The following is a 12305-nucleotide window of genomic DNA, read 5'->3' on the forward strand; positions in this document are numbered from 1 at the left end:
TTGGTCGTCTTGCCGGGGCGGTTGCGCTCTGATTTTATTATGCTGTTGAGAGGTTCTGATGAAGTTTACGATGCGTTTTAATCCTAAAATCTATGAATTAAGGCGTGGCTATTCGGCAGAGCAATTCTTGCAGGATTTGGGCGCGGGCTTGACGGTGAGCGTGGTTGCGTTGCCCCTAGCGATGGCCTTTGCTATTGCCTCGGGTCTAAAGCCAGAAGCGGGACTGTTTACAGCGATTATCGGGGGCTTGCTGATTTCTTTATTTAGCGGTTCACGGGTGCAGATTGGCGGTCCGGCCGGCGCCTTTATTGTGATTGTCTACGGCATTGTGCATCAATATGGGGTTGAGGGGCTGCTGTTAGCGACCTTGATGTCCGGTGTTTTTCTGTGGCTGATGGGCTTTTTGCGTTTAGGCGGCTTGGTGGAATTTATTCCCGTGGCGGTTATTATTGGCTTTACCAATGGCATTGCCGTATTGATTGGCGTGTCTCAAATCAAAGACTTTCTGGGTCTGCCGCTAGAGGATGTGCCGGCTGATTTCTTTCCCTTGATGCAAAGTTTGTGGCAGGCCTTGCCGCAAATGAATGTTCAAGCCTTTATTGTGGCCTTGCTTTGTTTGGCCATCGTGTTTTTGTGGCAGCGTGTGTTGGTGCTTAGTGGCAGGTTCTTGCGCAATAAAGATAGTCAACACCCTGTGCCCAAACTCATGCGTTTTTTAGCGCATATCCCGGGCTCTATTGTGGCTTTAATTGTCGGTGTCTTGTTAGTGCAACTGGGTGATTTGCAGGTAGAGACCATCGGCAGCCGTTTTGGTGGTATACCGCAGAGTTTGCCTGCGTTTACGACCCCCGCCTTTAGCCTGGCGCTGATGAGTGACTTAATGATGCCGGCGATTACCTTAGCCGTGCTGGGGGCGATAGAGTCTTTATTATGTGCACGTGTGGCTGACAATATGATTAAGGATAAGCACGATCCGAATCAGGAGCTGCTAGCTCAGGGTTTTGCGAATATGGTGGTGCCTTTTTTTGGCGGTATGCCAGCCACTGGCACCATTGCCCGTACCGTGACCAATGTAAAAAACGGCGGTAGAACGCCGATTGCGGGTATGATTCATGCGCTCGCCTTATTGGTTGTGGTGCTGGTGGCGGCACCCTTAGCGCAATATATTCCCTTGGCTACTTTAGCTGCTATTTTGATGTCGGTGGCGTGGAATATGGGGGCGTGGCGTGAATTTGCACGTATCCCGTCGCATACTTTAGCCTATGCGGCCACCTTACTCTCGGTCTTTTTCTTGACGGTGATGGTGAGTCTCACCGTGGCGGTGCAGGTAGGTATTGCCTTAGCGTGTTTTACCTTTATTTATCGCGTCTCTATGTTGACGGTGGCGGAAAAGCAGAACTTGGCTCAAACACCGGAAGAAGAGGGCGTGAGTTATTATCGCTTGCTTGGCTCGGTATTTTTCGGCTCGGTCAATCTTACTCAAAAGCTGTTAAACCCCATGGCTAAAAAAGCCTTGGTGTTGGATTTTTCCGGGATTATTTACGTGGATTCCTCCGGTGTAGTGGCCTTAAAAGAAATGCTACAAGCGTATCAAGCGCAGGGGGTGCCAATTTTTATCTATGGGCTGCGACCACAGGCTAAAAGCATTCTCTGGCGTAGTGAATGGCTGCGTGACTTAGGTGAAGGATATATGCATGATAGCCTTGAAGAAACGCGTCAGGCCGTGCTCGCCTATTTACATCAACAAGCAGCAGTCGAAGCGGCTGCCAAGGGTTAAGCTCAATGATATTGCAATGGTTTGATACCTTGCTTGCCAGTTGGTCGGTTTATCAGGTGTTGGCGTTGGGGTTGGTGCCAACCGTGCTGGTATTCTTTTGCATGTATTTGCTGCTTTTAAAAGCCCGCTCTGATCGTCGCTTAGCCGAATGGCGTTTATTTGATCGGGAGCAAGAAAATCAGCGCCTGAAAGCGGAGCTGAGAGCGTTGGAAGCAGAGCTTAAGATGCTTGATGATGAAAAAGATCAGCTGGATAAGCAAGTCATTGCACTGTCTACTCAGCTTAATTTTGAGCAGCAATATAAAGAGCTGCAGGAAGAGCAGAATAAGCAGCAATTGCAGGAATTAGCGCGTCGTTTTGAGCTGCTCTCCAATCGCTTATTGGATGAAAAAGGGCGTGCCTTATTGGAGCGCAATCAGGGTTCTTTAGAGCAGGTATTAAGGCCTTTTAGGGAGCGCTTGGATTTATTTCAACAGCGCATAAATGATTTGCATGGGCAGTCTTTGCAGGGGCACAGTGCCATTTCCGAACAAATTAAGCAGTTAATGAATGCGGGTTTACGTATCGGAGCGGAAGCGGAAGCGCTGACACGTGCCCTTAAAGGGGATAAAAAGGCGCTCGGTAACTGGGGTGAGTTGCAATTGGAGTCGGCGTTGCAGCAGGCTGGCTTAGAAAAAGATAGGCACTATAAAACCCAAGTCGCTTTTAGACAAGAGAGTGGACAGCGTTTGCTGCCGGATGTGGTGGTATACCTACCCGATGATAAAGAGCTTGTGATTGATAGTAAAGTCTCACTGGTCGATTATCAAGCGGCCATTACCGCTGACGATGAGGAGCGTGCAAATTACTATTTACAGCGGCATGTGAAAGCGGTACGCCAGCATATTGATGATCTGAGCGCTAAGGACTATAGCCAATTGCCAGGGCTTAATAGCCCAGGTTTTGTGATGCTCTTTATGCCAATTGAAGCCGCCTTTATTGAGGCGCTAAAGGCAGATGAGGCCTTGTATCACTATGCCTTTAATAAAAATATTATCCTAACCTCACCGACCACCTTATTGCCTTTATTAAAAACGGTGGCCTATTTGTGGTTGCGTAGTGATAGTCATCAACAAGCTCTGGCCTTAGGTGATGAGGCAATGGCGATATACAATCAGGCAGCGCTGGTGGCACAGCATATGAGTAAATTAGGACAGAGCTTAAATAGCTCTACTCGCTTATTCAATCAAATGGCTCGTTCCTTTGCTGGTCAGCAGGGCATTACCACCAAGTTAGCGCGTTTTAATCGCTTGAGTACCAAAGCCGCTAAGGAGATGCCTGAGGTGAGCGAGGTTAGTTTACAGAGCGAGCTACCTGCGGCATGGGATAGTGAGAGAGAGTAAAAACAACAAAAACAGTATAAACCCTTGGAATACATAGACTTTCATGGTATAGTAGTGGGCTAGCTACTAAAAATGCGCTTTATGCTGCGCAGAGTTGTGAAATACTTGCGGTATAAAGTTCAAGGCTAGTGCAAATAGATTGCGAGTTCTCTAAGTTTTCACTTAGCCGGTTTACCGCCAAGCATGATGAGCGATGGTCTCGTTGCCCATGGTGAGTATGCTTATATCAAGCGGTCCGGTGCGAATGCTTAAAAGCAAGATATTTACCCCTCATAATAAATGTTAGCCCCCACCAATCGTAGTGGGGAATGGAGTAATTAAAATGTCAAATTCGACAACAACGCCTGCCGCTCATCGGTTAGGCCTAGTCGGTCGTAAGGTTGGCATGATGCGTTTGTTCACCGAAGACGGTGATTCAATCCCAGTTACTGTACTGGACGTATCAGGCAACCGCGTGACTCAAGTGAAGTCCGTTGAGACGGATGGCTATGCTGCTGTTCAGGTTGCGTTCGGTCAGCGCCGTGCCGGCCGTGTGACTAAGCCACTAGCAGGTCACTACGCCAAAGCCGGCACAGAAGCCGGTACCATTCTCAAAGAGTTCCGTTTAGATCCAGCCGTTGCTGCTGAGTTTGAGGCGGGTGCTGAGATTCTTGTTGATAGCTTATTTGAAGTGGGCCAAAAGGTGGATGTACAGGGTACAACCATTGGTAAGGGCTTCGCTGGTGTGATTAAGCGTCATAACTTTAGCGCTCAGCGTGCTTCTCACGGTAACTCAATCTCCCACCGTGCCCCTGGTTCTACCGGTATGGCCCAAGACCCGGGTCGTGTTTTCCCTGGTAAGCGTATGGCTGGTCACATGGGTGATGTCACTCGCACAGTACAAAACTTGGACGTGGTCCGTGTTGATGTAGAGCGTGGTCTGATTATGGTTAAGGGTTCTGTGCCTGGCCATAAAAATGGCAACGTGATCGTGCGTCCTGCAATTAAAATGACTGTTAAAGGAGCCAAATAATGGAACTTAAGCTCCTAAATGCACAAGGCGCTGCTGACGGTACTGTGAGCGCACCCGAGACAATTTTCGGTCGTGATTTCAACGAAGCATTAGTACACCAAGTCGTCGTAGCTTACCAAGCTAACGCTCGTAGCGGTAACCGTGCTCAAAAGGATCGTTCAGAGGTTAAATATAGTACTCGCAAGCCATGGCGTCAAAAGGGTACCGGTCGTGCGCGTGCCGGTGCTGCTGGTTCACCATTGTGGCGTGGGGGTGGTCGCACTTTCCCTAACAAGCCTGATGAGAACTTCAGCCAAAAGGTTAACAAGAAGATGTACCGTGCCGGTATTCGTTCTATCTTGTCACAATTGGCGCGTGAAGAGCGTATCGCAGTCGTTGAATCATTCACCTTTGATGCACCTAAAACCAAAATGGCCGCTAGCAAATTAAAAGCAATGGGCGTGCTAGATTCGGTGTTAGTGATCACGGATGATTTAGACGAAAATACTTATTTAGCTACTCGCAATTTACCAGGTGTTGCTGTTGTTGAAACTAGCTACGCCGATCCACTTTCTTTAATTCATTACAAGAACGTGTTGATCACAAAAGGTGCAATTGCCCAACTTGAGGAGATCTTAGGATGAAAGCAGAACGTTTAATGCAAGTCATTCTGGCTCCGGTGATTACTGAGAAAGCAACGTTTATTGCTGAACGTTCTGCGGATCAGCCTCAGATTGCTCTGCGTGTTGCTCCTGACGCAACTAAGCCGGAGATTAAAGCAGCAGTTGAGCTTTTATTTGAAGTTGAAGTTGACTCTGTATCAGTTTTAAACCGTAAAGGTAAAGTAAAGCGTGCCGGTCGTTTTATGGGTCGCCGTAAAAATGTCCGCATCGCATATGTATCACTCAAAAAAGGTCAGGAACTTGACTTTTCGGAGGTGAACTAAGATGGCATTAGTAACTATTAAACCTACATCACCAGCCCGCCGCGGTATGGTTAAAGTGGTTAACCCGGATCTACACAAGGGTGCACCTTATGCTCCTTTATTAGAGTCGCAAAAACGCGGTTCCGGTCGTAACCACCACGGTCGTATCACTACCCGTCATCGTGGGGGCGGTCATAAATCGCATTACCGTATTATCGACTTCCGTCGCAATAAAGACGGTGTGCCTGCGAGAGTAGAGCGTCTTGAGTACGATCCTAACCGTACGGCGCATATTGCTCTAGTGGTTTATGCTGACGGTGAGCGTCGCTATATTCTTGCGCCTAAGAAATTAGAAGTGGGTGCACAGATTGAATCAGGCATTGAAGTGCCTATCCGTGTTGGTAATGCGATGCCAATCCGCAATATTCCAATCGGTTCACACATTCACAATATTGAGATGTTGCCTGGCAAAGGCGGTCAAATCGCTCGTTCAGCCGGTGCTTCTGCTGTGTTGATGGCACGTGAGGGTACCTACGCGCAGATTCGTCTACGCTCCGGTGAAGTACGTCGTGTGCATATCGATTGCCGCGCCACTATCGGTGAAGTCGGCAACAGTGAGCATAGCCTTCAGAACTACGGTAAAGCCGGTGCCATGCGTTGGCGCGGTATTCGTCCTACCGTTCGCGGTGTGGCAATGAACCCGATCGATCACCCACACGGTGGTGGTGAAGGTAGAACCGGTGAAGGTCGTGAGCCAGTAAGCCCATGGGGTACGCCAACTAAGGGTTACCGAACTCGTCGTAATAAGCGTACTGACAGCATGATCGTCTCACGTCGTAAGCGTAAATAAGGGGCAATAAACTATGTCACGTTCAATTAAAAAAGGCCCTTACGTAGAAGCCTCTTTGATGAAAAAGGTTGAGGCAGCTACTGAAGGCAAGGATAAGAAGCCGATCAAAACTTGGTCTCGTCGTTCAACAATCCTACCGGACTTTATCGGTTTAACGATTGCTGTACATAACGGTCGTCAACACGTACCTGTTTATATCAACGAGAACATGGTTGGTCACAAACTTGGTGAATTCGCGCAGACTCGTACCTACAAAGGTCATGCAGCGGATAAGAAGTCTAAGAGGTAAGTGATGGAAACAACAGCTATTGTTCGTAACGCACATATCTCAGCGCAAAAGACTCGTCTTGTAGCGGACTTAATCCGTGGTAAATCAGTTGAGCAAGCGTTGAATATTTTGACGTTCACACCGAAAAAAGCCGCCGGCATCATCAAAAAAGCTCTAGAGTCAGCAATCGCTAACGCTGAGCACAATGACGGTGCTGATATTGATGAGTTAATCGTAAAAACTATTTACGTTGATAAGGCTCAATCAATGAAGCGTTTTAGAGCACGTGCCAAAGGCCGTGGTAACCGTATTGAGAAGCAGACTTGCCACATCGTGGTAAAAGTCGGCGTTTAAGGAGTCACAATGGGTCAGAAAGTACACCCAACCGGGTTCCGTCTCGCTGTATCTCGTAACTGGAATTCACGTTGGTATGCTGACGATAAGAATTTCGGTAGTTTATTACACGAAGACGTTAAAGTACGTGAATACTTGAAGCGTAAACTTAAAAATGCTTCAGTAGGTCGTGTTGTGATTGAGCGCCCTGCTAAAACTGCGCGTATCACGATTCATACAGCACGTCCTGGCGTCGTAATCGGTAAGGGCGGTGATGATATCGCTCAATTAAATGCCGACTTACAGCGCTTAATGAGCGTACCTGTTCACGTAGGTATTGAAGAAATTCGTAAGCCCGAAATCGATGCACAACTAATCGCTGACTCTATCGCTCAGCAATTAGAAAAGCGTATTATGTTCCGTCGTGCGATGAAGCGTGCGATCTCTAATGCGATGCGTGCTGGTGCCAAGGGTATCCGTATTGCTTCTTCAGGTCGTTTAAATGGTATTGAGATTGCTCGTACCGAATGGTATCGCGAAGGTCGAGTGCCTTTACATACGCTACGCGCAATCATCGATTACGCAACCTCTGAAGCTGAAACTACCTACGGTATTATCGGTATCAAAGTATGGGTTTATCGTGGTGATTTATTGCCTAATGGCGAATTGCCACCTGAGTTAGCAACACCTGCTGAAGACGATCGTCGTGCTCGTCGTCGCCCTCGTGGTGACCGTCCTGAGTCACGCCGTCGCCGTCGCCGTCCTGCGGCCGCCCAGCAGAATCAGCAAGCTGACACAGCAGCTGAGGCTAAAGGAGAGTAATTATGTTATCACCAGCTCGCAGAAAGTATCGTAAAGAGCAAAAAGGCCGTAACACTGGCTTAGCCACTCGTGGTACACAGGTAAACTTCGGTGATTTCGGTTTAAAAGCGACCGGTCGTGGTCGTTTAACTGCCCGTCAAATTGAGGCGGCTCGTCGTGCGATGACGCGTCACATTAAACGTGGTGGTCGCGTATGGATCCGTATCTTCCCGGACAAACCGATTTCACAGAAACCTGCTGAAGTTCGTATGGGTAGCGGTAAAGGTAACCCTGAGTACTGGGTTGCTGAAATCCAGCCGGGTAAGGTTCTCTATGAGATGGATGGTGTAAGCGAAGAATTGGCTCGTGAGGCATTCCGCTTAGCAGCCGCTAAGTTGCCAATCTCTACCACCTTCGTCACACGTCAAATTGTATAAGAGGTATTTATGAAAGCATCTGAATTACGTGAAAAGGACGTGACCGAGCTTCATAAAGAGCTCGAGTCCTTACTAAAGGCACAATTTAACTTGCGTATGCAACACGCTACTCAGCAATTAGCTGACAGCAGCCAGTTGTCAAAAGTACGTCGCGATATTGCACGTGTACGCACTATCTTAACCGAAAAGGCAGGTAACTAATATGAGCGAAACTCAAACTACAGAGAAGCGCCAACGTACCTTAATTGGTAAAGTGGTGAGCAACAAAATGGATAAAACCATTGTTGTGCGTGTTGATCGCCGTGTTAAGCACCCACTTTACGGTAAATTCGTTAACCGCTCTAAGAACTACAAGGCGCACGACGAAGAGAACCAGTACAACGAAGGCGATACCGTTGAAATTGCAGAGGGCCGTCCTATCTCTAAAGATAAATCATGGACTGCTATCAGATTAGTTGAGGCAGCTCGCGTAATTTAATTACGTAGTTAGTCAACGCTAATTTAATGCTGTTATTTCACAGCCAAAAACCCAAACTGTCTTATGATGGTTTGGGTTTTTTATATTTATGTAACCCTTTTACTTTAAAATCATCGTATCGTGATATACACGGTGCAGAATTTTTTAAATTACTGATTAGGTGCTAAAGAGCATAGTGCTTCTTTTGCCTGTTTATAAAAGGATAGGATGTGTTAAAAGGGAAGAAAGGTTTAGTTCTTGGTATTAGCAATGATAATAGTATTGCTTGGGCATGTGCCAGAGCCATGCGTGAAGCAGGTGCAACATTGGGAGGCACTTGGCTCAACGATAAGGCAAGACATTATGTAGAGCCTTTGTTGCAGTCGCTCAATGCTGAGATTCAGTTGCCTCTCGAAGTGAGTAATGAATCACAGCTGGAAGCATTGTTTGAGGAAGTTAGCCAGCGTTGGGGCAAGCTTGACTTCTTACTTCATTCAATTGCGTTTGCACCTAAAGCAGATCTTCACGGACGGGTCGTTGATAGCTCATTAGAGGGTTTTTTGCAGGCGATGGATATTTCTTGTCATTCTTTCATACGAATGGCACGCTTGGCTGAGCCTTTGATGAAAGACGGTGGTAGCTTGATGACGATGAGTTACCTTGGAGGGCAGGAGGTTGTCCCTAATTACAGTATTATGGGGCCCGTCAAAGCAGCCTTAGAGTCTACAGTACGCTATCTTGCTTATGAGTTGGGTGAACAGGGTATCCGAGTCAATGCGATTTCTCCCGGAACGATTATGACTCGCGCTGCGTCAGGGATTGCCAGTTTTGATGCACTTGTTGAGGAAAATGCACAGCGTGCGCCGATGGGGGCCGTGAATATTGATGATGTTGGACCCTTAAGTGTGTTTTTAGCGAGTGATGGTGCACGAGCAATAACTGGTGGCAATATTTATGTTGATGGTGGATTTAATATCCTTAACTAAAAATTATTACCATAAGATAAAAGTCCGGCCTGCTGTTTTTAGCAGCGCCGGCTTTAAGATGAGTAATTACTTGTCTTGGTGCGTCTGTTGCTTGACGGAGTCTTCGTGTAAGGCCTCATTTAATTGATCCACAATGGGTGCCCACTCACCGTCACTTGCCAACTTTTCCTGAATAAATTGACGCTGCCCATCTGTCCAGAAGGGCGCATCTTGAATCTCTACATCGGCCGCCAGCTGATGCTTAGCAATGAACTCGGCAATCGCCTCCTCGCTCGCATCTAAGCCTAACTGTAAAAACAGATTCGTCATACGTGGTGTCGTCATAAATTCTCCTTAGCTTTAGCGTTTTTTTTACTAAAGAATAGCTTAGCGTAAGCGGTTCAAAATGTCTATCATAAACCTATCTACAGATTTTATGCTTTGTCATGAAAAGCAAAACCCCAACCTGGGGTTGAGGTTTTTAGTATGTGTCTGATTTATCATGGCTCATCTACGCATGATTTGCTGATGACCGTGATTAACTAATCATGGCCTTAATCCAAGCGCTGTACGATCGTCGCCGTTGCCATGCCATGACCAATACACATCACTTGTAAACCTAGCTCGCCATCGACATGGCGTAGTCCCGAGAGCATTTTGGCCATTAAACCAGCGCCTGTGCCGCCTAGAGGGTGACCATGAGCGATGGCGCCACCCCACGGGTTAAGAATGGTTGTGTCAGGTTTAAATTCACGCTCAAAACAAAGGGCGACACTGGCAAAGGCTTCGTTTACTTCGATCCAGTCTAAATCCTTAATGCTTAAACCGGCTTTGGCTAAGGCTTGATGTGTCGCAGGTATCACACCGGTGAGTTGCATGATGGGATCGGAGCCCACCACAACTCTAGCTAAAAACTTTGCTTTAGCTTTGAGTCCTAATTCAGAGGCAGGACCATAACGGCCAACTAAAACTGCGGCGGCTCCATCAGACATCTGGCTGGCATTGGCGGCGGTTATTTTACCTGTATCAGCGGGTCTAAAAACCGGTGCCATCGCATTCATGCGGGCTCTATCAATGCTGTCTCTGATGCCTTCATCGTAATCTAGGGTGAGGGGATTGCCCTCTTTATCCACGCCTTGCAATGGCACGATTTCAGAGTGTAAGCCGGCATCACGCGCTGCTTTAGCCCGCTTATGACTCTCTACTGCATAATCATCTAATTCCGTCCGAGTTAAAGACCAATGCTCCGCAATCAGCTCCGCACTTTCTACTTGATGCGGAATATCAAAACGTTTTAATAAGTCCGGATGCAAATTGTCGAAGCCGGTAAAATCATGTTGTCCTAAAGTTAAGTCAAGAAACATGGGCACTCGGCTCATGCTTTCGACCCCGCAAGCGATAGCAAAATCCATATCTTGCATACCTACCGCTTGGGCTGCCGCATGGATGGCGTATTGGCTAGAGCCACACATGCGATTCATGCTGACACCAGGTACGGTTTCAGGAAAGCCTGCAACTAGCAAAGCTTGGCGAGCGATATTGCCCCCTTGCTCACCGGCTTGGCTGACGCAACCTGCTAACACATCACCTACCCTGTTGCTTGGTAGGCCAGAACGACTGATAAGCGCTTTAAGCGCAGTTGCTAACATGGTGTCTGGGCGTGTTTCTCTCAAAGCGCCGCCACGACGACCAAATGCTGTACGTACAGCCTCTAGAATAACCACTTCATCAGAATGAATTTTACTCATATTATTACCCTTTAAATGACAATTTACATTAGTTCACGTGCGATGATATTGCGCTGGATTTCGGAAGTGCCCTCGTAGATTTGTAATACTTTGGCATCACGGAAAAGTTTTTCGGCCGGATACTCGGTTGAATATCCCATACCACCAAAAATTTGTATGGTTTCTGTGGCTGCCCACATGGCTGAATCAGCGGCATTTACCTTGGCCATTGATGCTTCGATTGTGTTGTTAAGACCATTATCTAAACGCCATGCGGCTTGGTATGTGAGCAAACGGGCAGTCTCTAAGCGCATGCGCATGTCTGCTAGCTTGTGTGCAATCGCTTGGTGTGCTATCAACGGTCTACCCATTGATTCACGTTCTCTGGCATAGGCAAGAGATTCATCAAGACAGCGCTGGATTAAGCCAACCCCAAAGGCGGCTACCATCGGTCTTGAGCGGTCAAACACTTTCATTGCGATGTTGAAGCCACTGCCTTCTTCGCCCAACAATTGCTCGTCTGGTACAAAGACATTATCCAAAAATACCTCGCATGCGGGCGCTGCCTTTTGCCCCATTTTGGACAGCGGGGCACCTACCGAGAGTCCCTCTGTGTCGGCGGGTACGATAAAAGCAGATAAGCCCTTATAGCCACCTTGAGGATCGGTTTTTGCAAAGACCACGAAAAACTCAGCCATATTGGCGTTGGATATCCATATTTTGCTACCTGTTAATCGATAGCCGCCCTGAACCTTGTCTGCCTTGGTTTTTATCGATGCGACATCAGAGCCGGCTGAAGGCTCAGTTAGCGCGAAGCTTGCCATCGCCCCCGACGTCAGGCGACTTAGGTACTTTGCTTTTTGTTCGTGAGTACCAGCGATTAAGATTGGCTCAGAGGCAAGGGAGTTGATACATAAGGCGGCACCGATGCCTAAGCAACCATAGCAAAGTGCCTCTGTGATCAGCACCAATTCCATACAACCTAGACCTGCACCCCCGTACTCCTGTGGTAGTGATGAGTTTAATAAGCCAAGAGAAAAGGCATTCTCATAGATAGACATGGGAAACTGTGCGTTTTGGTCTGCTTGAGCGGCAATGGGTTTTATTTCGTTGTTTGCGAATTGTTGTGCCAACGATTGTATTTGCTTCTGTTCTTGAGTTAATTCAAATTGCATGGCTATACTCCCTTGGTGTTGCTGCATGTCACAAAATGCAGGCAACAAGCACCCTAGAACAGCACTAAGAGGCTGTTATTCAGTTAAATATAAATAGTTAAAGTCATTTAAAAGCTAAGTGGCGTAGATAGCCTCTGTCTCTTCTTGGTGGGGCCTTGAGCGCCTATCTTTCAGGGTTGTTGTGACCTCATCAAGCGTTAGCAATGTCTCCTGTCGT

General features: G+C 47.5%; 16 protein-coding genes. 13 read left to right on the forward strand and 3 right to left on the reverse strand.

Annotated elements, in window-relative coordinates:
* Positions 1-58: 58 nt before the first annotated feature.
* The 13 genes from A3GA_RS11460 to fabI all read left to right on the forward strand — a co-directional run bounded on the left by A3GA_RS11460 (position 59) and on the right by fabI (position 9207).
* A complete protein-coding gene (locus A3GA_RS11460) occupies positions 59-1777 on the forward strand; it encodes a SulP family inorganic anion transporter (RefSeq protein WP_018026672.1) in 1719 nt (572 codons plus the stop codon).
* Positions 1778-1782: 5 nt separating this feature from the next.
* Positions 1783-3159 carry a DNA recombination protein RmuC gene (gene rmuC / locus A3GA_RS0106950; RefSeq protein ID WP_018026673.1) on the forward strand — a complete coding sequence of 459 codons (1377 nt, stop codon included), beginning with the start codon at positions 1783-1785 and terminating at the stop codon, positions 3157-3159.
* Positions 3160-3481: 322 nt separating this feature from the next.
* On the forward strand, positions 3482-4171 hold the full coding sequence (gene rplC / locus A3GA_RS0106955; RefSeq protein ID WP_018026674.1) for a 50S ribosomal protein L3: 690 nt from the start codon (positions 3482-3484) through the stop codon (positions 4169-4171).
* Positions 4171-4794 (forward strand): 50S ribosomal protein L4, encoded by a 624-nt coding sequence (rplD, locus tag A3GA_RS0106960; protein ID WP_018026675.1) that lies wholly within the window; start codon positions 4171-4173, stop codon positions 4792-4794. The genes rplC and rplD overlap by 1 nt, the downstream gene beginning before the upstream one ends.
* Positions 4791-5096, forward strand: coding sequence for a 50S ribosomal protein L23 (gene rplW / locus A3GA_RS0106965; protein ID WP_018026676.1), 306 nt, complete (start codon positions 4791-4793; stop codon positions 5094-5096). The genes rplD and rplW overlap by 4 nt, the downstream gene beginning before the upstream one ends.
* A 1-nt stretch (position 5097) precedes the next feature.
* A complete protein-coding gene (rplB, locus tag A3GA_RS0106970; protein WP_018026677.1) occupies positions 5098-5925 on the forward strand; it encodes a 50S ribosomal protein L2 in 828 nt (275 codons plus the stop codon).
* Positions 5926-5938: 13 nt separating this feature from the next.
* Positions 5939-6214, forward strand: a complete 276-nt coding sequence (rpsS, locus tag A3GA_RS0106975; protein WP_018026678.1) for a 30S ribosomal protein S19 — start codon at positions 5939-5941, stop codon at positions 6212-6214.
* 3 nt (positions 6215-6217) lie between these two features.
* Positions 6218-6547 (forward strand): 50S ribosomal protein L22, encoded by a 330-nt coding sequence (gene rplV, locus A3GA_RS0106980; RefSeq protein ID WP_018026679.1) that lies wholly within the window; start codon positions 6218-6220, stop codon positions 6545-6547.
* Positions 6548-6556: 9 nt separating this feature from the next.
* Positions 6557-7348 (forward strand): 30S ribosomal protein S3, encoded by a 792-nt coding sequence (rpsC, locus tag A3GA_RS0106985; RefSeq protein ID WP_018026680.1) that lies wholly within the window; start codon positions 6557-6559, stop codon positions 7346-7348.
* Between the two features lie 2 nt (positions 7349-7350).
* Positions 7351-7764, forward strand: coding sequence for a 50S ribosomal protein L16 (rplP, locus tag A3GA_RS0106990; protein ID WP_018026681.1), 414 nt, complete (start codon positions 7351-7353; stop codon positions 7762-7764).
* A gap of 9 nt (positions 7765-7773) precedes the next feature.
* Positions 7774-7965 (forward strand): 50S ribosomal protein L29, encoded by a 192-nt coding sequence (rpmC, locus tag A3GA_RS0106995; protein WP_018026682.1) that lies wholly within the window; start codon positions 7774-7776, stop codon positions 7963-7965.
* 1 nt (position 7966) lies between these two features.
* Positions 7967-8242: a 30S ribosomal protein S17 gene (rpsQ, locus tag A3GA_RS0107000; RefSeq protein WP_018026683.1), complete on the forward strand. Its 276-nt coding sequence runs from the start codon at positions 7967-7969 to the stop codon at positions 8240-8242.
* A 209-nt stretch (positions 8243-8451) separates the two neighbouring features.
* Positions 8452-9207 (forward strand): enoyl-ACP reductase FabI, encoded by a 756-nt coding sequence (fabI, locus tag A3GA_RS0107005; protein ID WP_018026684.1) that lies wholly within the window; start codon positions 8452-8454, stop codon positions 9205-9207.
* Positions 9208-9273: 66 nt separating this feature from the next.
* On the opposite strand, the gene A3GA_RS0107010 is transcribed toward fabI, so the two are convergent.
* The 3 genes from A3GA_RS0107010 to A3GA_RS0107020 all read right to left on the reverse strand — a co-directional run bounded on the left by A3GA_RS0107010 (position 9274) and on the right by A3GA_RS0107020 (position 12088).
* A complete protein-coding gene (locus tag A3GA_RS0107010; protein ID WP_018026685.1) occupies positions 9274-9531 on the reverse strand; it encodes a DUF2789 domain-containing protein in 258 nt (85 codons plus the stop codon).
* A gap of 209 nt (positions 9532-9740) precedes the next feature.
* Complete coding sequence (locus A3GA_RS0107015) at positions 9741-10934, reverse strand: thiolase family protein (protein WP_018026686.1); 1194 nt, start codon at positions 10932-10934, stop codon at positions 9741-9743.
* Between the two features lie 23 nt (positions 10935-10957).
* Positions 10958-12088 carry an acyl-CoA dehydrogenase family protein gene (locus A3GA_RS0107020; RefSeq protein WP_018026687.1) on the reverse strand — a complete coding sequence of 377 codons (1131 nt, stop codon included), beginning with the start codon at positions 12086-12088 and terminating at the stop codon, positions 10958-10960.
* Between the last annotated feature and the right edge of the window lie 217 nt (positions 12089-12305).

The sequence above is a fragment of the Oligella urethralis DSM 7531 genome (genome assembly GCF_000372065.1).
Classification (GTDB): Bacteria; Pseudomonadota; Gammaproteobacteria; order Burkholderiales; family Burkholderiaceae_B; genus Oligella; species Oligella urethralis.